The organism is Rhizobium sp. CNPSo 3670 (assembly GCF_057784555.1).
This window is the reverse complement of the sequence record NZ_JBXSOL010000003.1, coordinates 213,988-238,479: the sequence shown is the minus strand read 5'-3', so window position 1 is coordinate 238,479 and position 24,492 is coordinate 213,988. Positions and strand designations below refer to the sequence as shown.

The following is a 24,492-nucleotide window of genomic DNA, read 5'->3' as shown; positions in this document are numbered from 1 at the left end:
ATAACGGTGCGAACCATAAGATTACGCGGAAGCGTTGGCTTTTTCTTCCTGACGATCGGCATAGATGTAGAGCGGACGAGCCGAGCCGCGCACCACCTCCTCCGAGATGACCACCTCGCGCACGCCTTCCAGCGTCGGCAGTTCGAACATCGTGTCGAGCAGGATCTTCTCCATGATCGAACGAAGGCCGCGGGCGCCGGTCTTGCGCACGATCGCCTTGCGGGCGATTTCGCGCAATGCATCCTCGTGGAAGGTGAGTTCCACATCTTCCATCTCGAACAGCCGCTGATACTGCTTGATCAGCGCGTTCTTCGGCTCGGATAGGATCTGGATCAGCGCGTCCTCGTCGAGATCCTCGAGCGTCGCCAAAACCGGCAGACGGCCGATGAACTCGGGAATGAGGCCGAACTTGACCAGATCTTCCGGCTCCAGTTCGCGCAGGACTTCGCCGACGCGGCGGTCGTCCTGAGCTTTCACAGTCGCGCCGAAGCCGATCGAAGTCTTCTCGCCGCGGGCGGAGATGATCTTGTCGAGGCCGGCGAAGGCGCCGCCGCAGATGAACAGGATGTTCGTCGTGTCGACCTGCAGGAATTCCTGCTGCGGGTGCTTGCGGCCGCCCTGCGGCGGAACGGAAGCGACCGTGCCTTCCATGATCTTCAAGAGCGCCTGCTGCACGCCCTCGCCCGAGACGTCGCGGGTGATCGACGGATTGTCGGACTTGCGCGAAATCTTGTCGACTTCGTCGATGTAGACGATGCCGCGCTGCGCGCGTTCGACATTGTAGTCGGCCGCCTGCAGGAGCTTCAGAATGATGTTTTCGACATCCTCGCCGACATAGCCCGCTTCCGTCAGCGTCGTCGCATCCGCCATGGTGAAGGGAACGTCGATGATGCGGGCGAGCGTCTGGGCCAGATAGGTCTTGCCGCAGCCTGTGGGTCCGACGAGCATGATGTTGGACTTCGCCAGCTCGACTTCGCCGTTCTTGGAGGCGTGCGCCAGGCGCTTGTAATGGTTGTGAACGGCGACCGACAGGATCTTCTTCGCCTGCCGCTGGCCGATGACGTATTCGTCGAGGACCTTGATGATGTCCTGAGGCGTCGGGACGCCGTCGCGGGACTTGACCATCGAGGACTTGTTCTCCTCGCGGATAATGTCCATGCACAATTCGACGCATTCATCGCAGATGAAGACGGTCGGTCCGGCAATCAGTTTCCGGACTTCGTGCTGGCTCTTTCCGCAGAACGAACAATAGAGGGTGTTCTTGGAGTCGCCGCCGTTGCTGCCGCTGACCTTGCTCATATCACTTTCCTTCCAGCACGCCGCATTTCAAGGCGAAATCGCGGTCCACTCTATCAGCTCCTGGCGGCACTCCGTTTCCGGAGCCTTTGCCGAGAAGGGCTTCAGGGGCTACAAACCGGTCCCAATCAACCATGTCAGGGTCCCGGCGGCAACGAATTCCCCTTCGAATGCCGAATGCTATGTCATAAAAATTCAACATAGCATTAATAGTTACTATTAGCGTCTTCGTCGCCAGTTGAAAGCCTTGTTCGATCACAAATGAGATAGAACTGTGGCGAGGAAAACACCATCCCAATTAATTACTAGGCCTGCTCGCCTTCCATCTCGAGGCGTGATGTCAGAACCTTGTCGATGACGCCCCAGCCCTGGGCCTCGTCCGCATCCATGAAATGGTCACGATCGAGCGTCTTTTCAACTTCCTCGTAGCTGCGGCCGGTGTGCTTGACATAGACCTCGTTCAGCCGGCGCTTCATCTTTAGGATGTCGCGGGCGTGGCGCTCGATGTCCGAGGCCTGGCCCTGGAAGCCGCCCGAGGGCTGGTGAACCATGATGCGGGAATTCGGCGTGGCGAAGCGCATGTCTTTATGGCCGGCCGCCAGCAGCAGCGAACCCATGGACGCGGCCTGGCCGATGCAGAGCGTCGAAACTGCCGGTTTGATAAACTGCATCGTGTCGTAGATCGCCATGCCCGCGGTGACGACGCCACCGGGAGAATTGATGTAGAGAGCGATTTCCTTCTTCGGGTTTTCCGCCTCGAGGAAGAGAAGCTGGGCGCAGACGAGCGTCGCCATGTGATCCTCGACGGCGCCGGTCAGGAAGATGATGCGTTCCTTCAACAGACGGGAATAGATGTCGTAGGAGCGTTCACCGCGGTTGGTCTGTTCGACGACCATGGGCACGAGGGCCATTGCGGTATCAACTGGGTTTCTCATGTGCGTCCTTTGTCAACGTCATGCCGGCACGCCGGGAATCAAAGAAAATGTCTTATCCCTACATAGAGTGTCCCTGCCCTCCTCTTCAAGACACGCATTGGGATAACGTTAAGAAGACGGGGCAAGGCCCCAGGGCTTGGGCGCCGAAAGCCTCTTTCTCGCAAACGCCTGTCGGCGGCGAGCCCTCGATGTCGTCTCCCCTCGCTTTTCTCCATGACAGAATGAAGAAAAGGTTACTCCATTCGACAGCGCTCAAGCACGTTTACCCAACGGAAAGCCTATCGCCAGATACCGGCCGAAAATCGTGCCGCAGTGCAACGACATTAAGGAAGTGGCGAGCTTCCTCCGCAAGGATGCGGGCCAACAGACAAGGTCGACGGGCAAGGGGTTGCTGCCGTGTTCAATATCGCTACAGGTCTCGCCATCTGGTGTTCGGAGGCCATGACGCTCGCTCTGGTGCTCTTCGTCGCTTGGCGCCACAATGTCAGAAATGAAGCCTATCTCTATTGGGGCCTGGGCTTCTTTCTGACCGCCATAGGCTTTGCGATGATCTCGCTGCGCAGCGAAATCCCCAGCCTGTTTTGCATTGAGGTGGGCAATGCCATCGCGCTGCTCGGCCAGAGCGCCTGGGTGGCGGGTTTTCTCGCACTCGACCGCAAGAAGATCGAATGGTGGGCTCTGCTGCCGCCGGCAATCTGGCTGGCCGGGGTCTTTCTGCCCTGGGTCAACACTGATTATTCCAACCGCGTCGTGCTCTATAACCTCGCTTCGGCGACGGGCGCCACGGCATTGGCCATGGCGGTCGCCGCCGGCGACATCCGCCGTGAGCGCACCCGCACTAAGCTTATGGGAGTGTTCGTCATCCAGGGCTGCCTGTGTTTCGGCTCGGCGCTGACGATGGCGGTTACGCTGCCGAGCGATATCGAGGCAACTAATCTCGGCGGCGTCTCGGCCATGGCAAGCGCCTTCCTGCTCACCATCGCCTTCGCGCTTACCTGTCGACTGGTGATGGAGCGCTCCGAACGGCATCTGCGCGCCATGACGCTGACCGATTCCCTGACCGGCGTGCTCAACCGCCGTGGCCTGCTCGGTTATTTCGAGTCAATTCAGGAGAGAGCCCATAGCGAGCAGCGGCAGGTCGCGGTGATCCTTTTCGACCTCGATCATTTCAAGCGCGTCAACGACCGTTTCGGCCATCAATCCGGCGACGCGGTGCTCACCGCCTTCGCGCGCATGGCCCGGCAATATATTCCAAACAACATCTTCGGCCGCATGGGCGGGGAAGAATTCGCCGCCTTCGCAGCTGTCGCGGATCAGACGGAAGCCGAGGCGATCGCCGAAGCGATCCGTACCGAATTCTGCCGCCTTCCCGTCAGCACTGGCGAAGCAATCGTTCCGGTCACGGTGAGCATCGGCATCGCGCTCGCCTCCTCGATCGAAGCCAATATCGACAAACTGATCTCAGCCGCCGACCGGGCTCTCTATGCGGCCAAGGCCGCCGGCCGCAATTGCACGGTCACCTTCGGCGAAGAGGAAGCGGCGGCTCCAGCGCCAGCCACGCCGAGCACCACCGCCGGCGAACTCGTGCCCACGGTCGACGACCAGGTCGAGGCGCTGCGACGCATGGGCACGCTGTCACGGGCCGGTTAGCCGCAAGTCTGAAAACAGATTCAATCCCCAGGCTTAGACAAAAATTCTCGATATGGTCAGCGCGTCTGATCGGGCGTGCCCGGCTTCCGCCGGCCTTTCTCTCCCGCATCTTTTACAGGCCGGACAAATCCGTTAAGCCTCAACGCATGACCATACCGCCCTTTCTCTCGATCGATCGCGCCAGCCGCCATGTCTCGCTGGATGCTCGCAACCCGGCCTTCTATGGCAATCCGAACGCCGTCTATGCGGCTCTTCACGCCCACTGCCCGACCTTTTATTGGGAGGAGCAGAAACAGTGGTTCTTCACCGGCTACGACCATGTGAACGGACTGTTGCGCGACCGCCGCTTCGGCCGGCAGATCCTCCATATCGCCAGCCGGGAGGAGCTGGGCCTCGCCGAGCCGATGCCGCATCTTGAAAGTTTCGATCTCTCGGAACGTTACTCCCTGCTCGAGCTGGAACCGCCGGAGCACACGCGTCTGCGCACGCTCGTCAACCGCGCCTTCGTCTCACGCCATGTCGAGAAGATGAAGCCGGAGCTTGTCGCGCTTGCCAATCGGCTGATCGACGGCTTTGCGGAGAAGCGCGAAGTCGAGCTGCTCTCGGCTTTTGCCGACATCATCCCGGTGACTATGATTGCCCGCATGATCGGCATCCCCGAGGAGATGGGGCCGCAGTTGCTCGCCTGGTCGCATGCCTATGTGCGCATGTACATGTTCGGCCGCACACGCCAGCAAGAAGAAGAGGCCGAACGGGCGGCCAGAGAATTTTCCGACTATGTCAGAGGGGTAATCGCCGAACGCCGGGCAGAGCCTCGCGATGACCTGCTGACCCACATGATCCGCACGGAGCACAAGGGCCAGTATCTCACTGAAGAAGAACTCATTTCAACGACGATCGTGTTGCTCAATGCCGGCCATGAAGCGACCGTGCACCAGATCGGCAACTCCGTGCACACCATCCTCAACAGCGGTCGAGATCCGGCAGAACTCTTCCGGGACGATGCGGCGACGGAGCGCACCATCGAGGAGACCCTGCGCATCTGCGCGCCCGTCCACATCTTCCAGCGCTGGGCGCTCGAGCCCGCGGAGATCGACGGCGTTTCGTTCAAGCGCGGCGAAAAGGTAAGCCTCATCCTCGCCGCCGCCAATCTTGACCCGGCGAAATTCACCGATCCCCTCGCCTTCCGGCCTGATCGCAACGAGGCTCCAAACCTCTCCTTCGGCGCCGGCATCCATTTCTGCATCGGCGCGCCATTGGCGCGGCTGGAACTCAACGTCGTGGTACCGATCCTGTTCGAACGGCTTCCCGGCCTCAGGCTGGCAAAGACGCCCGTCGTCAAGGACGTCTATCATTTCCACGGGCTCGACCGCCTGGATCTCCGGTGGTGATCGGCACAGTATCCCAGATCGGCCGAAGTTCCGCCCAGCCTGCTGCCGCGATCTCGCGGCATTACGCTGCCTGTTCTTGAAGCTTGCTGGATATGTCGAGCGCCGACATCGGTTTTCCGATCAAATAGCCTTGCAGTTGGTCACAGCCGGCCTCCCGCAAGATCGCCGCCTGACGGCTATTCTCGATGCCCTCCGCCGTAACGGGAATCTGCAGAGCGGTCGCCAAAGAGATGGTCGCCTTGAGAACATCGGCGCCATTCGAGGCCTGGTCAAGAGCGGAGACTAACGAGCGGTCGATCTTCATCCGATCAAAGCCGAACTGCCGCAATGCGCCGATGCTTGCATAGCCGCAGCCGAAGTCGTCTAGCGCGAATTTGATACCGACTTGCTTGAGGTGATCTATCGACCGACGCGCCTGATCCGGATTGGTCATGAGGACGCCTTCGGTGATTTCCAACGTCAGCCGCCTCGGATCGAAATCGAGTTCCTGTAGGAGGGAGATCACGTCGGCGGCAAATTCCGGATTGCAGAGCTGAACCGGCGAGACGTTGACGGACAGGGCCATACCTGGCCAATTTCTGGCGTGCTCGATCGATGTTTTCAGCATATGACTGCCGAGCGCATCGATGAGGCCGCATCTTTCGGCAAGCGGAATGAAAATTTCCGGACTGATATTTCCTGTCGCAGTGCGCCAGCGGGCCAGCGCTTCAAGACCGGTCACCGCGCCCGTCGTCGCAGAAACGAGAGGTTGGAATACGGCTTCGATCGCGCCATTGCTGAGCGCATTCTTCAACAGAGCTTCCAGTTCAGCGATCCTTTCGCGCTCCCGATCCAGCTCGGGGTCATATTCGATCGCCCGGCCTTTGCCATTTTCCTTGGCGCGGTAGAGGGCCATATCAGCCCTGCGCAAAAGCTCCAGCGGCTCAATGCCTGCATCACGCGCAGCAGCTCCGATACTCGCACCAACTTCGATCGTTCGTCCGTCGATTTTGAAGGGTTCGACAAACAGCGCCAGAATGGTTTCTTCTATCTCCTGACGCGGAGCAGTGCCGGCCTGGACCAGAGCGAATTCGTCGCCTCCCAACCGGGCCGCAGCAACGACTTCGGGATGACAGGCGATCAGCGCGTTCGAAACGATCCGGATAAGGTCGTCCCCCACCGCATGACCCCAGGCATCATTGACGGCCTTGAACCCATCAAGGTCGACCAGATAGAGGCGGGGCGGCGCACTATCCGAACCCTCCAGGTCTTCCAGCAGGGCGAGAAGCCCATGCCTGTTCAGCAGGCCGCTCAGACTATCGTGATTTGCTTCGAAAATCGCTGCCTGCGCCAGTTGACGCAGACGCCGCGCTTCGGCTGCGCCCACCAGCAGAACGCCCGCCAGGAATAGCACGAGGATGATGATGGCGGCTGCAACGAAAGGGTAGACCTGTCGGAACACGGCGCTTCCCGGCGCTTTGCTCGGCCAGACGAGATGGCCGATGACGCCACCCTTCATATCCGTAATCGGTGTGTTCAGCAGACCCGGCTCGGGCGCGGCGGCAAGGCGCAAGCCCTCGAGTTCGTGTTCGTTTGACAGCGTACTGAGGACGTCCGAGTTGAACTCTTTGTAAAAGCTCAGCACGCTGAGCTTCGGAAGCTCGCCTTCTTTCTCGAAAGGCTGGATTGGCTGTGATGCGATGACAGCGATTCCGGTTTCCGTCTTAATGAAATTGACTACCGGCGCCTGTGGGAAATCGATGGCCGTATTGATCTGCCGGTAGAAAGCTTCGCCGAAAAAGGCGCTTGGCTGGAAGGGCTCGCCTTTGGCATAGGCGGAGACGATCGACGAGCGATCGGGACCGGTCACGATGGCACCGTCATAGAGCGGGTAATCCTCGCTGGTCTTTCCCCAGTTCTCATAAGCCCAATCCGCGGCTCCGGGAGTTGCGATCGCCTTATAGGCATCATCCCATACGGCGTTGTCGGTTGTCGTCGCGCTCAGGCGGCTGACAAAGGCTGCGATCGCTGCGCGTGAGGCGCGACTGGCCCTGGCATCGTCGATTTCGTTCGCCGATCGGGTCATCGAGGCCACGACGTGGGCCATGAGGCCGGTCAGAACGAGCGCGACGACAAGGAAGAAAACGGTGGTCGCAATGATGGAAGACGTTTGGGTCCGAACGTGCCTACCCGCAAGATTCGACGACATGCCAATCCCGAAAAGATGAATTTCAAGGCCATGTCTATAGTGACGGCAGGAGACATCATGTCCGCAATGCGCTGCAGATAAGGTCTAGCACTTGACGATTTAGGTTCGATTAATAGGCAACATCAAATGCCTTTTATCGGCGGAGGGGAAGCGGTTATTGCAGGAGAAACGGGTCATAATCGCAGCAAAGCGGGACAGGCCCGCCAACGTGAGAGTCGGCTCTGAGCCGCTGTTCAGACCTTGATTACATAGTCCTTGCGAGTCGTTTCAACCACTTCCCAGGTTCCCTTGAAGCCCGGCCTCAAGATCATCCGGTCGCCCGGCTTCAGATGCACCGGCTCACCGCCGTCCTCCGTCACGATCGAATGGCCTGACAGCAGGCTGAAATATTCCCACTCTTCGTAGACGATCCGCCATTTGCCGGGTGTTGCCTCCCAGATTCCGGAATAAAGACCGCCGTCGGTCTCCTCCAGATTCCAGGTGCGAAATAGCGGATCGCCGGAGACGATCCGAGCGGCCTCCGGGGCGCCGAACTCGGGTTCGACGCCATTGATGTTGAAGGTGATGAAATTCGCCGCAACCATCATAAACCCTCCGCCGCCAGTGTCTTTCGCGGCAAACGTCTGCGCGCGAATGTTCGAAATCTTTGCAATTTGTCTCTCGTCGCACAGGGCATTTACCGCCTTGGGAACTGAGCCCTTTTCCCATCACCTTGAGCGACATTTGTGAAGATGGCGGTTAGGATTGACGGCAGTGCTTTCAGTTGTGAGAATTTTGCCAGCCTTGGCAGCGGTCGTATTTGACACAATGCTACCTGGTAGGAGCCGCTTGAAAGAGGGGCTATCTTGGCGCGGCCGAGCGCAGGTCCGGTCGCCGCTCTGTCACTCCGACGGGGACAATTGTCAGAGCAACGATACCCGCCTCATCGGCTGCAAGCAGAAGCGACTCGCGGAATCGTTCCGGGCTGATTTTGCCGGTAATTGCATCGACACAGGCTTTTACGGCAGCGACGTATTCCTCGCCGTCATCAGAGGGCCAATCGTTGATCAGGAGATGTGCCGCATCGCCGAGCGTCCGGACAATCTTGCGTGTTGCCGGACCGCGCAAAGCAAGCGCGACCGGCGTGAATGCCCCTGATGTATTCCAGCACATCGTCCCCGACCCTCAAGGCATGGTTACCGCAATCCTAACCGCGCAACATACGCTTGTTTTCTGAAATTTGGAATTGAAAACTGAGCAATAAAACCGCTTCACCGTGAAGTAGCGGGAACTAAAGAAAAGGGCTCAAGGACCTCCTATCCGAGCGCCCTGAGGCTCGGCAGCATTGTTCCGACCGATTTGCAATTGGTCGCCACCGAAGCGCAGCGCTCAGCGTTTGGCACGAAGCCCATAGCCGTCATGATGATCCAGTCAGTTCCTTTGGGTGCTGGTCACTCTGACATAATAGCCGTCGGGGTCGACAAGGCGAAAATCGCGCAGTCCCCAAGGCTGCATGGCGAGGGCGGAAAGCGGCCAGCCGCTCTCTTCCGCCTTGCGATAGGCATCCTCGACATCAGTGACCTTCAAGACGATCTCGACGCCGAGGCCGACCCTGTCGCCAATTTCGCCGCGTAGCGGATGATCGCTCGAAAGGACGCTTCGCGAATTAATCGCGATAACGGCGTCGCCGTTTCTCAGCGTTGTATATTCCGTGCTCGCCGAGCCCTCGACTTCAAAGCCCAGGACTCGCTGGTAGAAATCAATCGATGTCTGAGGCGTTTGGACAAACAACTCCAAAGTCAGGTGCAACTGGGCCTCCCTCTCTATGCTTTTAGCAGAACAAGCAGATGAACGCCGCACTGGAACGGTCAAACTTCAACTGCCTGGTCCGGATCAAACAGGCTGCCGCCGCAATTCGCAAAGGACTCGTTTCACTCCCTGTTCCAGCGACAGGTTCGATGTGTCGAGAATTTCGCAGCCGTATGCCGCTGCTTCATGCCGTAGGAAGGCGGCCCAGTTTATCATATCCGGATTTGCCAACTCAGGCTGGCCTCGATCAATCGAAAGGCGCCTGGCTCGGGTCTCGTCGTCGCAATCGATCAAGATACAGGAATGCGAACCGATCCCGGCACGTGCGGCCGCTTCGGCCAGAAAGGAAAAACGCGACTGGCCCTCGAATAGGAAGGTGCGCCCTTCTGCCAGGAGCGGCGACAGTCGCGCCATCCAGGCGAAAGTGGCCGCTCTCTGCCATCCTTCGACGGAGCCGAATTGACCAACCATCTCCTCGACGGGCGGAACCCCGATGCGGTCCTGGTAAAAGACGTCGATCTCTTGCCCATGAAGTCGCTCAATAGCTTCGGCGATTGTCGTTTTTCCGGCCCCCGATGCGCCAGTGAGAATGACGAGAGGCATGATTGCTCCATCCACCGCAGTCAGCAAAAGCTATCAGCAAGGCAGCGTCGGTCGTATTCCAAAGGTCGTCGGGCCGACATTGCGACGTCCGCCGCGAAGGCGAGCGAGGGCCGCCTCTTCAACGGGCACGGCACTTCAAAGGCGAAACGCCTTAGATCGCTCATCGAGCGCGCCGGCGTCTTCGGTCGCGAGGCTATTGCGCGAACTCTGGGGCTACCGCAGCACCATCGTCACGTGAGCAGGCGCTGGAGGCCCTCGGTCAAGAAGTGAGGCGACCCGCCGAAATACGAACAAGTCGCGTGACCTAACTCCGCCAATCAGAGAGGCACCATCTATCGCCTATTAGACTTTGTTACTGGCCTCGTATCGGATTTCGAGTGCGCTGAGATTCGCGATGTTCCCATGCCTCGGAGCGATTAATGGAGGGCTGCGGGCGCAGGCGCGATCAGGGGGAACCGCGCGATTAATATACTGGTGAGTTCCTCCTGGGTGCGATGGCCGCGATTGAAAAGGTCGATTGCCGCGCTGCAGATCATTTCCGATGTCTTGTCGTCCGGTTTGGCCTTGTAGTGCCTAAACCAAGATTGAACGGACAGCGAGAGCACGGCCCATTCTGTTTCTTGGACGCTCGTGATCAACATTCCTCATCTCCTCACAAGTTGAAACGCGGCAGCTTTGCAGGGCTTTACAAGTGAGCCTGCAATCCCATTTGTGCCGTGACGTTGAAGAATATCTCCTGCCATTCAGTGCGAGATGATCGCACGACCGCTGGAGGCCAGATGCTGTGTAATGGCGCGCCGGATTTCAGTAACCGTGTCGAAGAGCCTGTTGTCCAAGTCGATGACATTGAAGCGGACAGCGATGAATTTGAGGCGGTTTTCCACGGGGACCGCGATCCCGACTTCCTGACCATTGAATACGACAGCTTGCTTCAAACCTCGGGCGCGCCACACGGGAGCACCATCTTAGAAAAGTGGAACAAAGGGTTTACGACGCGTCAGACTGCCGTCGTAGGTCAGTATCGGATCGAGACGAGATCACGCATTCGCTGCACCACCGCGAAGAAACGAAGACGGACAAACAAAGTCATGATCCTCCCTCAAGCGAGGTCAAACGATCGCTGAGCAGCGCCGACAAGCGCCGATATTTCGGAACTTCTCGCTAAAAAACGTAGTCGAGAACTTTCAAGTAAGCAACTGATTTTTGTATTTATTTAGCGCTTTAAATCGTATGACAATTACCGCAGGTGCGAAGTTATAGATGATGTACGTTCATCCAACCTGTCGTCGAGGCCGGCTGGTGGGACCGACGTAAGCGACAGGGCCGTTATTGGGCAGGTCGAAGACCCAGTACGAACCATGGCTAGCGCCAATGTTTGCGGGGCTAACCGGCAAAAAGAGGCGATGTTCCGCTCCTGCGCTGCCTTCCAGAAGCTGTCGGGACCTACCTTCATGATGGCGGTACGCCTTCCGGCATGGCTTCTCGGACCTAAGTCCCTATCGCGAACCAAATTACCAGTTCGCTGTTTCCTTCGTATCACGAAGGAGGACTGCCATGAGCTTTGAGCCTGAAAGCCTAGCCAACGATCAGCTTGCGAGCGTGCAGGCCGCGGTGTCAGCGGAACCAGAGCTGGAAAGCTCGTCCATCTCTGTAAGCATGGTCGGCAGAAACGTCCTGTTGGAGGGCTATGTGGCCGGCTACGGTGATCGGGAGAAGGCGACGGCGATCGCCGCTTTGATCGCGGGCCCGGAGAACGTGCGTGATAGGATGCAGGACCGGGAGGAGATAAACGGGTAACGCGTCACCAAGCGGGAACTTTGGCGTAATCTCAACGCTTCCGCCCTTGTCGTTCGGCAAGGCATACTTGAATGCGTTTGTGACCACAATCAGACCGATTGACCAGGCCTTGTTGGAGGAAACGAGTAGTTGCGGGCTGCTGCCCTGAGGGCGATTGGTCTCACATCGCGCAGCAGATCGGCCACCCCCCTGCGCCAGCTATTCCAGGTTGTCGGCGATGTCGACTGACGCGCAAAAGCGAGGCCACGGCAGCCAGGACAATCAGATCTTCGAGAGCGCCTGCTCTAGATCGGCGATGATGTCGTTGACGTCTTCAATGCCGATGGAAAGCCGCACCACGTCGGGTCCGGCACCGGCGGCGATCTTCTGCTCGTCGCTCAGTTGCCGGTGCGTCGTCGAGGCCGGATGAATGACGAGCGAGCGGGTGTCGCCGATATTCGCAAGATGGGAGAAGAGCTCAACTCCTTCGACCAGCGTCTTACCAGCCTCATAACCGCCCCGGACGCCGAAGGTGAAGACAGAGCCTGCGCCCTTCGGCGAATAACGCTGCTGCATGGCATGGTTCGGATCGTCTTCGAGGCCGGCATAATTCACCCAGGCGATCTTGCTGTGCGCCTTCAGCCACCGGGCGACGGCGATGGCATTGTCGCTGTGGCGCTGCATCCTGAGCGGCAGTGTTTCGATGCCGGTGAGGATCAGGAAGGCATTGAAGGGCGAAATCGCTGGGCCGAGGTCGCGCAGGCCGAGCACGCGGGCAGCGATCGCGAAGGCGAAATTGCCGAAAGTCGCGTGTAGAACCATGCCGTTATATTCCGGCCGCGGGCTCGACAGCATCGGGTAATTGCCTGACTTCGACCAGTCGAAGGTACCGCCGTCGACGATAAGGCCGCCCATGGAATTGCCGTGGCCGCCGAGAAATTTGGTCAGCGAGTGCACGACGATATCGGCGCCGTGCTCGATCGGACGGATGAGATAGGGTGTTGCCATCGTGTTGTCGACGATCAGCGGCAGGCCGTGGCGATGCGCGACGTCGGCAATGGCGGCGATATCGACGAAGGTGCCGCCCGGATTGGCAAGGCTTTCGATAAAGATGCCGCGGGTCTTGTCGTCGATCTGGCTTTCGAAGCTCGCCGGATCGGCGGAATCGGCCCATCGCACCTGCCAGCCGAAATTCTCGAAAGCATGGCCGAACTGATTGATCGAGCCGCCATAGAGCTTGCGGGCGGCGATGAAATTTTCGCCCGGGCGCATGATGGTGTGGAAGACGATCATCTGCGCCGCGTGGCCGGAGGCGACGGCAAGGGCCGCCGTACCGCCCTCGAGCGCGGCGACGCGTTCCTCGAGCACGGCCTGCGTCGGGTTCATGATGCGGGTGTAGATATTGCCGAAGGCCTGTAGGCCGAAGAGGGCGGCGGCATGATCGGAATCGTTGAAGACGAAAGCGGTCGTCTGGTAGATCGGCGTCACCCGTGCGCCGGTAGCCGGATCGGGCTGTGCGCCTGCGTGGACCGCCAAGGTGTTGAATCCAGGATCGTTCTTGGCCATGTCGCCCTCCGAATTGTTGCTCACGGGGCAGGATCATAGCTTGTCGCCGACGAAAGTTAACCGCGATCCGTTTCAACCCTTGGGCGTTCGGTGGAAAATCCGTCTCAGGGCAGCCCCCATCAGGCAATGAGACGAGGATATTCGATCGCCGGGCAGCGGTTCATCACCACTTTAATGCCGGCAGCCTCCGCCTTTGCCGCCGCGGCATCGTTGCGGACGCCAAGCTGAGCCCAGATCACCTTCGGCAACGGCCTCAGCGCCAACGCCTCCTCAACGACCCCATCGAGATATTCGGCGGCGCGAAAGACATCAATCATATCGATCGGCACCGGAACGTCGGCAAGACGGGCGTAGACGGTGCGGCCCTGTATCTGTTTGCCCGCCTGCCCCGGATTGACCGGTATGACCTCATAGCCGCGCGACAGCAGATAGCCCATGACGCCGTTGCTCGGCCGGGCCGGATTGGGCGAGGCACCGGTCAGCGCGATGGTCTTTACCGACTGCAGGATTCCGGCGAGATAATCATCCGTGTAGGCGTCGTGATCCATTTCCGTTTCTCCATTCCGGCAGCGCCTGTGAGCCTGCCGACATTTTTTTGCATTTCGGCAGAACCGGCTGCACGTGTTTGCGTATATAAGAGTTGAATGGCTCTGAGGATGATTCAATGAGAAAAATTGCTCTTGCCCTCATGCTTGTGCTCGCCGCATCACCGGCAGCAGCGATCTCGCGCTACAATCCGCTCACCATGAGCTGCGCCGGCGTGCGGGCTGCCATCCACAATCAGGGCGCCGTGATCTTCCGCTACCAATCTCCCCGCGGGCTGCCGCTTTATGATCGCTACGTGCGCAACAGCAATTATTGTGACGCGACCGATTATGCGGAATGGACCCATATCCCGACAAAGGACGATCCACGCTGCCCGGTTCTGAACTGCCAAAGCCTAGACAACCTTGACGGGATGCTCTTCGTTCCGCATCATCAGCTCTGACCTCCCCGCCGCCGCAACCCCTGCAGGTGCCGATCGCCTTCCGCGCTTGCAAACAGGCTTCCAGTTCAATCGCGCGATGCGATTTCTCTGAGAACATACAATCTGAAGCTTCTTTTTTCGCGTATATCAAAGTTATAGAAGAATATCTGTATTTCAGCAGCATAGAAAGATCCGACATGTAATTCCCTCAGCTGCTTTCCCCTTCCATTCCCCATAAGGTCACCATATGTTCTCTCGTCCATTAGAAACATCTCATAGTTGAGAAGATCGCGTGGATTGAACGCATATCGCGCGCACGTAAAACTTGTCGTCATACCCCGCCATTGTTTGCATATTGAAAGGATGATATTGGAGCCGAGAACGCATCCGCGACCGCGGCAATGCATTTTCGTGCAAATATCAGTTGTCTTTCCAGAATTCTGCCCCGTCGGGGCGAGGCGCTTCGCCTTCTTCCGCAGCACCGGACCTATCCCTTGCCTCTCGACGTCATCCTGCTCGTTCTGTTCAGTGCGTTGCTGCATGCGACATGGAACGCGATTGTCAAAGCGGGCAGCGATAAATCCCTGGATGCGGCGTTGATTTCGGCCGGCGGCGCAGTGTCCGCGTTGCCGTTTCTGGCATTTCTGCCGTTGCCACAAAGCGCGGCCTGGCCGTTCATCGGCGCCTCGGCCATCCTGCAGTTCGCCTATTTCCAGCTGGTTGCCGCCGCTTACCGAGCCGGTGATATCGGCCTCGTCTATCCGCTGATGCGTGGTTGCGCACCGTTGCTGGTCGCCGCGACAAGCGGCATCGTCCTGCGCGAACATCTTTCCGGCGCCGCTCTTGCCGGCATCATGACGATTTCAGCCGGCGTCCTGACGCTCGCCCTGGAGACTCGGCGCAGCAGCGGCCATGCGGTCGCCTTCTCGATTGCCAATGCGTTCGTCATCGCCAGCTATACTTTTGTCGACGGCATCGGCGCACGCCTTTCAGGCAATGCGGTTTCCTATACGTTGTGGATGTCGCTGCTGCCGCCGATACTGCTGTTTGCCTGGGCGGCATCCCAGCGCGGCAGCTTGACGGTGTTGCATCACGTTCGCCGCAACTGGTGGCGCGGGATGATCGGCGGCGCGGGATCGATTGCATCCTATGGGCTGGCACTTTGGGCGATGACGAAGGCGCCGGTAGCGACCGTTGCCGCACTGCGGGAAACTTCGATCCTCTTTGCGCTGGTGCTCTCCGTTGCCGTCTTCAAGGAAAAAGCCGGCATCTGGCGTTACGTCGCCGGCGTCGTCATCGCGGTCGGCGTGCTGGTTCTGAAACTCGCCTAATCATTCGCCCTTCCATTCCGGCTTGCGCTTGCCGAGAAAGGCGCCGATCCCTTCCTGCGCGTCCTGCGTCAGCATGTTGTCCACCATCACCATAGCGGCATAATCATAGGCCGCCTCCACCGGCAGTTCGAGCTGCCGATAAAACGCTTGCTTGCCGATTTTCAGGACCAGTGGCGATTTGCCGGCAATCACGGCGGCATATTTGGAAACGACCTGCCCAAGATACTGCTTCGGCACGATGCGGTTGACGAGGCCGAAATCCTTGGCGGTCGAGGCGTCGATCGTCTCACCGGTCAAGAGCATCTCCATAGCCTGCTTACGATGCGCGGCACGGGAAACGGCCACCATCGGCGTCGAACAGAACAGGCCGATATTGACGCCCGGCGTGCAGAACGTCGAAGTGTCGGTGCAGATCGCCAGATCGCAGGATGCGACGAGCTGACAGCCCGCAGCCGTTGCAAGCCCATCGACCTCGGCGATGACAGGTTTTGGCAGATGCGCAATCTTCAGCATCAAATCGGCGCAGAGCCTGAAGCTTTTCTCGAAGAAAGCAGCGCCCTGATCTTCGTCGACGCGATGAGCCGTGAGTTCCTTAAGGTCGTGGCCGGCGGAAAAAACGGCGCCGGTCGAGGCGATGACGACGACGCGCACATCCAAATCCGCCTCCGCCTTTTCGAGCTCGGCCATCAGCGCTTGGAGAAGCGCGATCGACAGCGCATTAGTTGGCGGGTCGTTAAGCATGAGCCGCAGCACGCCGCCGCGCAACGAGCGGAGCAACAATCCGTCGGTCCTGTCCGCTTCCTTTCGGAAGGATACGATTTCAGCCATGATGCTGCTCCCTGCGCTCGATTTCCACACAGCCGTTCTGCCACACGGCGCCGCCCATTTCGAGCAGGATACGCCGTCGCAGTCAAAACCAGAACCATGATTTCGATCGCTCTGCCTTCGCCTGCGCAGGGGTCAGACCGATATCGCGAAGCTCGTCATCGGTGAGTTCTGACAGCTTGCGGCGGCTGCGACGCTTTTCGAGCCGACACTCTATGGCCGCCAGCAGCCGCCTGCCCCAGCGCGCCCTCTCGCGGCGTTTCAGCCGAAGGGCGCTGAGAGGTATCTCCAAGCTTTCGTCGAATTCCACGGTCATCCTTCATCCTTTCCTGACGGACGAAAGATGCGCTGGAAGACGCAGCGAAAGAAGCTTATGGATATTATCATACGCATAAGGATTTCTTTGGCATGCTCCTCAATCTCGATCAGCTTGCGACCTTCATCAATGTCGCCGACCTCGGCAGCTTTACGGCTGCGGCCGACAAGGAAGGCGTGACGCAGCCGGCCGTCAGCCTGCAGATCAAGGGGCTCGAACAGCGGCTCGGCGTCAGGCTGATCGAGCGCGTCGGGCGGCGGGCGCAACCGACGGCGGCGGGCATCGACCTGCTTTCACATGCAAGGCGTCTGCTTCAGCAGGCAGCCGCGGCGGAAGAAGCGATGATGCCCCACAGGGATGGCGCCAGCGGCCGGGTGCGCATCGGCAGCGGCGGCACGGCATCGATCCATCTGCTTCCCCGCGCCATCGCCGCCGCCCGGCAGTCCATGCCTGGCCTCGAAATCACCGTCTCGATCGGGAATGCCGACGATATCCTGCGCGATCTGGAAGCCAACAGCCTCGACATCGCCGTTGTGGCCCTGCCGGCATCGGGACGGAACTTCGAGATCGAACCCTTCTACGAAGAGGAATTGCTGGCTGTCGCCCCCGCGGGCAGCCCCGTGCCTAAGGGTGGACCGGACCCGGCCTTCATGCGCGACAGGACGCTGCTGCTTTACGAGGGCGGCAATACGAGGCGGGCAATCGACGCGTGGCTGGCCGCCCCGGATATCAGGATCCGACCGGCGATGGAGTTCGGCAGTATCGAAGCGATCAAGGAACTGGTGGCCGCCGGACTCGGCTGGTCGATCCTGCCGGGGTTAGCGGTAAAGCGCGACCGCGCCGGTCTCCTTACGACATCGTCGCTGCAGCCGAAGCTGACACGCCGCCTCGGCATGGTTCTTCGCCGGGACAAACATCTGACACGCGGCCTCCGGGAAATCATAAAAAGCCTGCGTTCCTTTGAGGATTAGCGATGGTTTTCGACCGACGGCGGGGCAACGCTGAAAACGTTAAACGGGCAAATATTCAGCCCGATTGTGGGGTATCACAACACCACACTGATAAGCTTTTGTTTTCACTTGTTCTTTTTTCCGACCATCGCGAAAGCCGATATTGACCCCGTGTCACATTGCCTCTATACACCGCGACAGAACGCAGCCTGTCCGGGCTGCTTTCTTTTTGGCAGGTTCGCGCTTGCCAATCCAAGCAACAAGAAACGCCCTTAAAGCCCTCGGGCCAAGGGTCCTAAAAGAGAGTATTGACATGGCAACCTTCTCACAGAAGCCTGCAGAGGTGGAGAAGAAGTGGGTGATCATCGACGCCGAAGGGCTGGTCGTTGGCCGTCTCGCTTCCATCATCGCTATGCGCCTGCGCGGCAAGCACAAGGCAACCTTCACGCCCCATGTTGACGACGGCGACAACGTCATCGTCATCAATGCCGACAAGGTGGTTTTCACCGGCAAGAAGTATTCCGACAAGGTCTACTACTGGCACACCGGTTATGCCGGCGGCATCAAGGAGCGCACCGCACGTCAGATCATTGAAGGCCGCTTCCCCGAGCGCGTCCTCGAAAAGGCCGTCGAACGCATGGTTCCGCGCGGCCCGCTCGGCCGTCGCCAGATGAAGAACCTTCGCGTTTACGCCGGTCCCAACCATCCCCATGAAGCCCAGCAGCCGGTCGCCCTCGACGTTGCCGCGCTCAACAAAAAGAACGTAAGGAGCGCCTGATCATGGCTGACCTCTCCTCCCTGAAGGATCTCGGCACGTCTTCCGAAGCTGCCGCTCCGGCCCACGTCCGCAAAGTCGATTCGCTCGGCCGCTCCTACGCGACCGGCAAGCGCAAGGACGCCGTCGCCCGCGTTTGGGTCAAGGCCGGCTCCGGCAAGATCATCGTCAACGGCAAGGACTTCACGGCTTACTTCGCCCGTCCGGTGCTGCAGATGATCCTGCGCCAGCCGATTGTCGCAGCTGCCCGTGACGGCCAGTTCGACATCATCGCAACCGTTGCCGGCGGCGGTCTTTCCGGCCAGGCCGGCGCTGTTCGCCACGGCCTGTCCAAGGCGCTGACCTACTTCGAACCGGGCCTGCGCTCGGTACTGAAGAAGGGCGGCTTCCTGACCCGTGACAGCCGCGTCGTCGAGCGCAAGAAGTACGGCAAGGCAAAGGCCCGCCGCTCCTTCCAGTTCTCCAAGCGTTAATCGTTTCGGACAGACGGAATTACGAAGGCCGGGGAAACCCGGCCTTTTTGTTTGGGCGTTTGAGGAATTCCGGCATCGCCTCGCCGGTCGCCATTGCCGCACTCCGGTTCTGCTGGTAGAAATCCGACAGAACGCTTCGCAAACGAGCGGAGCCGCAATCAAGGTCTCATCATGGGAACAACCAAGTCCGCAGACAACTAAGCCGCAACAACTTTGCGCTGTTGTTGCGGCATCTGTCCCAAAAAATCCGATACTGATGAAAGACAGATCGCCGCCGAATGAAATCATTTGAGCGGATCTTACCCATGTCTTATCCGAAAATTCCGTCGTGGAATTATTCCGTGCCGGCAAGCTTGTTGCTGATGGCTCCTTTCGACATCCTGGCGTCGCTTGCCATGGACATATATCTACCGGTTGTGCCGACGATGCCCCAGGCGCTCGGCACCTCGCCTGAAGTCGTCCAGTTGACCCTCAGCCTCTATATGCTTGTGCTCGGCGTCGGCCAGATTGTCTTTGGTCCGATCTCCGATATCGTCGGGCGGCGGCCCGTGCTGATCGGCGGGGCGGCACTATTTGCCCTTGCGTCCTGTCTGCTTGCCGGGGCCTCATCCGCACTTCTCTTCGTGGCCTTGCGATTGTTGCAGGCGATCGGCGCCTCGGCGGCTCTTGTCGCCACCTTCGCAACAGTGCGCGACGTCTACGCCGAGCGGCCGGAAAGCAGCGTGATCTATAGCCTGCTCGGTTCGCTGCTATCGCTTGTGCCTGCGTTCGGGCCGGTCGTCGGCGCGGTGATTGCCGACCACTATGGGTGGCGAGCCATCTTTCTCGTCATCGGCCTGCTGTCGATCATTGCAACTCTCAATGCCATCAGGCGCTGGCATGAAACCCGCCCTGTTACGTCGGCGACAACCATCGCAATAGGTCCGATCCTCGCGAGCTTTCCCTTCTGGATCTACACGACCGGCTTCAGCGCAGCGATGGGAGCCTTCTTCGTCTTCTTCTCGACCGCGCCCCGCATCCTGATCGATCGGGCCGGTTTTTCCGGCATCAGCTTCAGCTTCATCTTTGCTTCAGTGGCATTGGTGATGATTGTGACGGCGCGCCTTGCCAAACGCTTCATCACACGCTGGGGCATCGCAGGCAGCCTCGCAAGAGGCATGGCGCTGCTGCTTGTCGGCGCGGTGATGCTTGCCATGGGAGAGATGTTTTTGCAGGAACCGCTTGTCCGCCTCATTCTGCCGATGTGGATCATCGCCATCGGCATTGTCTTTGCGACAGCCGTTACGGCCAATGGTGCGCTTGCCGCATTCGGCAATAGCGCGGGAACGGCCGTGGCGCTCTACTTCTGCGTCGAAAGCCTGCTGGTCGGTGCTGCAGGCACATTGTTCGTGATTCTGCTCGACGGCGACACGGCCTGGCCGCTGGCGGCCTATACCGGGGCGGCAGCGCTGATAACCCTGGCTGGATTGCGCCAGCTTGCCCGGAAGGCCGTCTGAGGCCGCAGAATTGCGGCAGCGCCAACCGCAGAGCGACCGTCAAGCGGGGATCGCTTGAAATCTCGGCGCACCTCGCCTACCCCTTACCTGCCCCGAAAGGAAACATCCATTCCTTTCGGGATCGGTCAGTCGTGACCGGTGGCCAGGCGATATAAGGTCGACATCGAATGCGATTATGCTAGCGCGGCCAGAGAAGGAGCCCCCTTTGGCGAACAAGACCATCGATCATGCCTTCACAGCGACCAACCTCACTTCGGCCGCCAGCGATCCCACCTTTGCCGGCGCTCTGTCCTTCATGCGCCGCCGCTTCACCAAAGAACTTGCCGGCGTCGATGTCGCCGTCTGGGGCATCCCCTTCGACGCCGCCACATCGAATAGACCGGGCACGCGCTTCGGCCCGCAGGCGATTCGGCGCGCCTCGGCGATATTCGACAACGATGCGCAATATCCCTTCAACCGCGAACTGTTTGCCGACATGGCGGTGATCGACCATGGCGATTGCCTGCTCGACTACGGCAACCATCAGGACACGCCCGGCGCCATCGAACGCCAGGCCAATGCGATCCTCGACAGCGGCGCCTTTCTGCTGACGCTGGGCGGCGATCATTACGTCACTTGGCCGCTGCTGAAAGCCCATGCCGCAAAACACGGGCCTCTCGCGCTGGTGCAGTTCGACGCTCACCAGGACACCTGGTTCGACGAAGAGCGGCGCATCGACCATGGCTCCTTCGTGGCGCGGGCCGTGCGTGAAGGCATCATCGATCCCGACCGCTCGATTCAGATCGGCATCCGTACCCATGCGCCGGAGGATTGCGGCATCAATATTCTCTATGGTCATCAGGTCGAGGAGATGAGCGGCGGCGACATTGCCTCGGCGATCATCTCTCATACGCGCGGCGCCCCCGCCTATCTCACCTTCGATATCGATTGCCTGGATCCTGCCTTTGCCCCAGGGACCGGCACGCCGGTTGCCGGCGGTCCGTCGAGCGCCAAGATCCTCTCGGTGCTGCAGCGTCTGCACCAACTCGATATCCGCGGCGCCGACGTGGTCGAAGTGTCGCCGCCTTACGACCATGCCGATATCACCGCCATTGCGGGGGCAACGGTGGCAATGTATATGCTTGGCCTTCACGCCGAGCGACGCGCCATTGCGGCGTCACAAGGCTGATTTATCATCGTTCAAATTGAAGCCGGAAATCCTCAGAACCCATTGAAAGCGCAGGTCTAACATGGCACCGAAAATCTTCATCGATGGCGAACACGGTACAACGGGTCTGCAGATCCGTACGCGCATGGCCGGCCGCCGCGATGTCGAGCTTCTGTCCATTCCCGAGGACGAGCGGCGCAACGCCGCCATGCGCGAGGACATGCTGAACAGCGCCGATATCGCCATTCTGTGCCTGCCCGACGACGCGTCGAAGGAAGCGGTTCAGATGGTTTCGGGCAACAATAACGTCCGCGTTATCGACACCTCGACGGCCTTCCGCGTCAATTCCGGCTGGGCCTATGGCTTTGCCGAAATGGACGGTGCACAGGCCGACAAAATCAAGGCCGCCCGTTTCGTCTCCAATCCCGGCTGCTATCCGACAGGCGCGATCGGCCTCATTCGGCCGCTGCGCGCCGCCGGCATTCTGCCGGATGGCTATCCGGTGACGGTCAACGCGGTTTCCGGTTATACCGGCGGCGGCAAGCAGATGATCGCGCAGATGGAAAACCCGGATCATCCGGATGCGATCACCGCGCCGCATTTCCTCTATGGCCTGGCGCTCACTCACAAACATGTGCCGGAGATGACCGTGCACGGCCTACTCGACCGCGCACCGATTTTCTCGCCGTCGGTCGGCAAATTCGCACAGGGCATGATCGTGCAGGTGCCGCTGCATCTCGACGATCTCGCCGAGGGCGCGACGATGGAAAGCATCCACGCGGCACTGGTTGCCCATTATGCCGGACAGGGCATCGTCACCGTCGTGCCGCTCGCCGAAAGCAAGGCGCTCCCCCGCGTCAACGCCGTCGAGCTCGAGGGCAAGGACACGATGAAACTCTTCGTCTTCGGTACGCCGGGTGGTTCCCAGGTCAATCTGGTGGCGCTGCTCGACAACCTCGGCAAGGGTGCCTCGGGTGCTGCCGTGCAGAACATGGACCTGATGCTCGCCAGCTAAGGCCATGATGCTGGATAGGCTTGTCGCCGACATGCAGACGTGGTTTGCCGCCGCCCTGCCAGGTCACGGCATTTATGCGCTGATGGCGTTTGCCTTGATCGCGGGGCTAGCCCGCGGCTTTTCCGGTTTCGGCGCAGCGTTGATCTTAGTCCCGCTCGGCGGCGCCATCGTTGGCCCGAAGCTGGTCTCGCCGATCCTGCTCGTCATCGACGGCATCGCCACACTTGGGATGATCCCACCCGCCTGGCGCGACGCCAACCGGTCCGAAGTTTTCGTCATGGCGGCTGGTGCGGCACTCGGCGTCCCGGCCGGCACGGCGCTGCTGGCGCTGCTCGACCCGGCGCTGCTGCGCTGGAGCATCACGATCATCGCCATCAGCCTGCTCGCGCTTCTCGTATCGGGATGGCGCTACCAAGGCGCGCCGTCAACGCCGCTCAGCAGCGGCGTCGGCCTGATCGCCGGACTTTTCAGCGGCGCCGCGCAGCTCGGCGGACCGCCTGTCGTTGCCTACTGGCTCGGCGGCAAGAGCGACTTCGCGCGCGTCAGAGCGAATGTCGTGCTGTATTTTTCGATCTCGTCCGTCTTCAGCACCATCAGCTATTATATCGGCGGTCTGTTCGTGCCCGCTGTCTTCGCCCTCACCGTCGTTATCCTGCCGAGTTATGCGCTGGGTCTCTATGGCGGCTCGAAACTGTTCGGGCTTGCCGAGGAGCGGACCTTCCGCATCGCCTGCTACATGCTGATCGCAGCGGCAGCCATCATCGGCATGCCGCTGCTCGACGGCGTGCTGCGTTAGAACGAATGACAGCCTCCCGCTTTCAATCGCGTTCGGTGATCGTCGTCTCGTGCGGGTATTCGCCGTAAAAGCCACGCCAGTTGGCGACGGCGAAACCGAATACAACAAGCGCGCCAGCCTGATGCAGCAGGCCCCAGTGAAGCGGCACCTGCATCAGCAGCGTGGCAATGCCGATCGCCGCCTGAACGGTCACCAGCGCGAAAAGCACGACGGCGCGGCGGGCATGGGTGGTCCAGGGTGCGGCGCGAAGGGCGATTACCATGTTGATCAGCACCAGTGCGAAGAGCGTATAGGCGCCGATGCGGTGGATGAACTGCACTGTCTTCGGGTTCTCGAAGGCATTGATCCAGAAGGGCTGCTGAATGAGCAGATCGGAGGGAATGACGGCGCCATCCATCAATGGCCAGGTATTGTAGGAAAAACCGGCATCGAGTCCCGCCACCAGGGCACCGAGATAGATCTGGAACAGCGCGAAAATGGCGATCACGGCAGCGAAGCCGCGCGAGCTGCGTACCGGCGCCGGATCGTTGGAGTGCGGCGACAGCCCGCGCATGATCCACATGCAGCCGGCAAAGATTAGGCAGGCCATGACGAGATGCGTCGCCAGCCGGTACTGACTGACATCAGTGCGAACGGAAAGGCCTGAGGACACCATCCACCAGCCGATGAAACCCTGCAGGCCGCCGAGCGCCAGGATGCCGACGAGCGGCCAGCGCAGGCGTTTCTCGATCCGCCCCGTCAGCCAGAAAAAAAGAAGCGGCAGCGCGAAGATCACGCCGATGCCGCGGGCGATCAGCCGGTGCGCCCATTCCCACCAGAAGATGCTCTTGAACTCGTCGACGGTCATGGAACTGTTCAATTGCTGAAATTCGGGAATGCGCTGGTAGAGGCGGAACTCCTCTTCCCATTCCGCGGCCGACAGCGGCGGAACGACGCCATGGATCGGCTTCCACTCGGTGATCGAGAGGCCGGAATTGGTGAGCCGCGTTGCCCCTCCGACGAGCACGAGACAAAAGAGCGCCAAAAGCACAAAGCCGAGCCACAGCCGCAAGGCGCGGCGGTCGCGGTTCTGCTTGCGTACTTCGCTCAGGATCGCCTGTTCCGTGGTGAGGTTCGCGACGGCCATGATGTCTCCTTCTATCCGGCAGTTGATTTGCCCCACCGGCTCATGCAAAACAAGCCCCGAAGCTTTGCGGCATGCCGTCGCG

At 59.9% G+C, this 24,492-nt stretch carries 26 protein-coding genes; 12 read left to right on the top strand and 14 right to left on the bottom strand.

Annotation, left to right across the window (positions count from 1 at the left end):
* Positions 1 to 21: 21 nt before the first annotated feature.
* Positions 22 to 1,299: an ATP-dependent Clp protease ATP-binding subunit ClpX gene (gene clpX / locus AC13QO_RS04330; RefSeq protein WP_004680013.1), complete on the bottom strand. Its 1,278-nt coding sequence runs from the start codon at positions 1,297 to 1,299 to the stop codon at positions 22 to 24.
* 302 nt (positions 1,300 to 1,601) lie between these two features.
* Positions 1,602 to 2,231: an ATP-dependent Clp endopeptidase proteolytic subunit ClpP gene (gene clpP / locus AC13QO_RS04325; protein WP_038688182.1), complete on the bottom strand. Its 630-nt coding sequence runs from the start codon at positions 2,229 to 2,231 to the stop codon at positions 1,602 to 1,604.
* Between the two features lie 396 nt (positions 2,232 to 2,627).
* Here clpP and AC13QO_RS04320 point away from each other — a divergent pair, with 396 nt between their 5' ends.
* The gene (locus tag AC13QO_RS04320) at positions 2,628 to 3,881 is read left to right on the top strand and encodes a GGDEF domain-containing protein (protein ID WP_085777765.1); all 1,254 of its coding nucleotides are present in this window, start codon (positions 2,628 to 2,630) and stop codon (positions 3,879 to 3,881) included.
* A 146-nt stretch (positions 3,882 to 4,027) separates the two neighbouring features.
* A complete protein-coding gene (locus AC13QO_RS04315; RefSeq protein WP_085777764.1) occupies positions 4,028 to 5,272 on the top strand; it encodes a cytochrome P450 in 1,245 nt (414 codons plus the stop codon).
* Positions 5,273 to 5,333: 61 nt separating this feature from the next.
* Here AC13QO_RS04315 and AC13QO_RS04310 read toward each other — a convergent pair whose 3' ends face one another.
* The 7 genes from AC13QO_RS04310 to AC13QO_RS04280 form a co-directional block, all read right to left on the bottom strand.
* Entirely contained in the window at positions 5,334 to 7,460 is a 2,127-nt protein-coding gene (locus AC13QO_RS04310; protein ID WP_085777763.1) for a bifunctional diguanylate cyclase/phosphodiesterase, read from the bottom strand.
* 233 nt (positions 7,461 to 7,693) lie between these two features.
* Positions 7,694 to 8,047 (bottom strand): cupin domain-containing protein, encoded by a 354-nt coding sequence (locus tag AC13QO_RS04305; RefSeq protein WP_488539991.1) that lies wholly within the window; start codon positions 8,045 to 8,047, stop codon positions 7,694 to 7,696.
* A 253-nt stretch (positions 8,048 to 8,300) separates the two neighbouring features.
* Positions 8,301 to 8,612: a DUF982 domain-containing protein gene (locus AC13QO_RS04300; protein WP_085777761.1), complete on the bottom strand. Its 312-nt coding sequence runs from the start codon at positions 8,610 to 8,612 to the stop codon at positions 8,301 to 8,303.
* Between the two features lie 258 nt (positions 8,613 to 8,870).
* On the bottom strand, positions 8,871 to 9,248 hold the full coding sequence (locus AC13QO_RS04295; protein WP_488539990.1) for a VOC family protein: 378 nt from the start codon (positions 9,246 to 9,248) through the stop codon (positions 8,871 to 8,873).
* An 84-nt stretch (positions 9,249 to 9,332) separates the two neighbouring features.
* On the bottom strand, positions 9,333 to 9,851 hold the full coding sequence (locus AC13QO_RS04290) for an AAA family ATPase (RefSeq protein ID WP_085777759.1): 519 nt from the start codon (positions 9,849 to 9,851) through the stop codon (positions 9,333 to 9,335).
* A gap of 416 nt (positions 9,852 to 10,267) precedes the next feature.
* Complete coding sequence (locus AC13QO_RS04285; RefSeq protein WP_085777758.1) at positions 10,268 to 10,492, bottom strand: hypothetical protein; 225 nt, start codon at positions 10,490 to 10,492, stop codon at positions 10,268 to 10,270.
* Between the two features lie 102 nt (positions 10,493 to 10,594).
* Positions 10,595 to 10,786: a hypothetical protein gene (locus tag AC13QO_RS04280; RefSeq protein WP_488539989.1), complete on the bottom strand. Its 192-nt coding sequence runs from the start codon at positions 10,784 to 10,786 to the stop codon at positions 10,595 to 10,597.
* A gap of 619 nt (positions 10,787 to 11,405) precedes the next feature.
* On the opposite strand from AC13QO_RS04280, the gene AC13QO_RS04275 reads away from it, so the two are divergent.
* Positions 11,406 to 11,648, top strand: coding sequence for a BON domain-containing protein (locus AC13QO_RS04275; protein ID WP_085777756.1), 243 nt, complete (start codon positions 11,406 to 11,408; stop codon positions 11,646 to 11,648).
* A 261-nt stretch (positions 11,649 to 11,909) separates the two neighbouring features.
* Here the strand turns inward: AC13QO_RS04275 and AC13QO_RS04270 are convergent, their stop codons facing one another.
* Together AC13QO_RS04270 and AC13QO_RS04265 are read right to left on the bottom strand one after the other, a co-directional pair.
* The gene (locus AC13QO_RS04270) at positions 11,910 to 13,193 is read right to left on the bottom strand and encodes an O-acetylhomoserine aminocarboxypropyltransferase (protein WP_085777755.1); all 1,284 of its coding nucleotides are present in this window, start codon (positions 13,191 to 13,193) and stop codon (positions 11,910 to 11,912) included.
* Positions 13,194 to 13,312: 119 nt separating this feature from the next.
* Positions 13,313 to 13,741, bottom strand: coding sequence for a CoA-binding protein (locus AC13QO_RS04265; protein WP_085777754.1), 429 nt, complete (start codon positions 13,739 to 13,741; stop codon positions 13,313 to 13,315).
* A 116-nt stretch (positions 13,742 to 13,857) separates the two neighbouring features.
* On the opposite strand from AC13QO_RS04265, the gene AC13QO_RS04260 reads away from it, so the two are divergent.
* Both AC13QO_RS04260 and AC13QO_RS04255 read left to right on the top strand, forming a co-directional pair.
* Positions 13,858 to 14,181, top strand: coding sequence for a hypothetical protein (locus AC13QO_RS04260; protein ID WP_085777753.1), 324 nt, complete (start codon positions 13,858 to 13,860; stop codon positions 14,179 to 14,181).
* Positions 14,182 to 14,654: 473 nt separating this feature from the next.
* A complete protein-coding gene (locus AC13QO_RS04255) occupies positions 14,655 to 15,491 on the top strand; it encodes an EamA family transporter (protein ID WP_488539988.1) in 837 nt (278 codons plus the stop codon).
* Here the strand turns inward: AC13QO_RS04255 and AC13QO_RS04250 are convergent, their stop codons facing one another.
* On the bottom strand, positions 15,492 to 16,319 hold the full coding sequence (locus tag AC13QO_RS04250; protein WP_488539987.1) for an enoyl-CoA hydratase: 828 nt from the start codon (positions 16,317 to 16,319) through the stop codon (positions 15,492 to 15,494).
* Between the two features lie 82 nt (positions 16,320 to 16,401).
* Positions 16,402 to 16,632, bottom strand: coding sequence for a DUF1127 domain-containing protein (locus AC13QO_RS04245; RefSeq protein ID WP_085777752.1), 231 nt, complete (start codon positions 16,630 to 16,632; stop codon positions 16,402 to 16,404).
* A gap of 92 nt (positions 16,633 to 16,724) precedes the next feature.
* On the opposite strand from AC13QO_RS04245, the gene AC13QO_RS04240 reads away from it, so the two are divergent.
* The 7 genes from AC13QO_RS04240 to AC13QO_RS04210 all read left to right on the top strand — a co-directional run bounded on the left by AC13QO_RS04240 (position 16,725) and on the right by AC13QO_RS04210 (position 23,284).
* A complete protein-coding gene (locus AC13QO_RS04240) occupies positions 16,725 to 17,603 on the top strand; it encodes a LysR family transcriptional regulator (protein ID WP_085777751.1) in 879 nt (292 codons plus the stop codon).
* Between the two features lie 292 nt (positions 17,604 to 17,895).
* A complete protein-coding gene (rplM, locus tag AC13QO_RS04235) occupies positions 17,896 to 18,360 on the top strand; it encodes a 50S ribosomal protein L13 (RefSeq protein WP_011424898.1) in 465 nt (154 codons plus the stop codon).
* A 2-nt stretch (positions 18,361 to 18,362) separates the two neighbouring features.
* The gene (rpsI, locus tag AC13QO_RS04230; RefSeq protein ID WP_011424897.1) at positions 18,363 to 18,830 is read left to right on the top strand and encodes a 30S ribosomal protein S9; all 468 of its coding nucleotides are present in this window, start codon (positions 18,363 to 18,365) and stop codon (positions 18,828 to 18,830) included.
* A gap of 305 nt (positions 18,831 to 19,135) precedes the next feature.
* Positions 19,136 to 20,326 (top strand): CmlA/FloR family chloramphenicol efflux MFS transporter, encoded by a 1,191-nt coding sequence (cml, locus tag AC13QO_RS04225; protein ID WP_085777750.1) that lies wholly within the window; start codon positions 19,136 to 19,138, stop codon positions 20,324 to 20,326.
* A 205-nt stretch (positions 20,327 to 20,531) separates the two neighbouring features.
* Positions 20,532 to 21,494 (top strand): agmatinase, encoded by a 963-nt coding sequence (speB, locus tag AC13QO_RS04220; protein ID WP_085777749.1) that lies wholly within the window; start codon positions 20,532 to 20,534, stop codon positions 21,492 to 21,494.
* A 61-nt stretch (positions 21,495 to 21,555) separates the two neighbouring features.
* Entirely contained in the window at positions 21,556 to 22,488 is a 933-nt protein-coding gene (argC, locus tag AC13QO_RS04215) for an N-acetyl-gamma-glutamyl-phosphate reductase (protein ID WP_085777748.1), read from the top strand.
* A 4-nt stretch (positions 22,489 to 22,492) separates the two neighbouring features.
* A complete protein-coding gene (locus AC13QO_RS04210; RefSeq protein ID WP_085777747.1) occupies positions 22,493 to 23,284 on the top strand; it encodes a sulfite exporter TauE/SafE family protein in 792 nt (263 codons plus the stop codon).
* A 22-nt stretch (positions 23,285 to 23,306) separates the two neighbouring features.
* Here AC13QO_RS04210 and AC13QO_RS04205 read toward each other — a convergent pair whose 3' ends face one another.
* On the bottom strand, positions 23,307 to 24,410 hold the full coding sequence (locus AC13QO_RS04205) for a COX15/CtaA family protein (RefSeq protein ID WP_085777746.1): 1,104 nt from the start codon (positions 24,408 to 24,410) through the stop codon (positions 23,307 to 23,309).
* Positions 24,411 to 24,492: the final 82 nt, after the last annotated feature.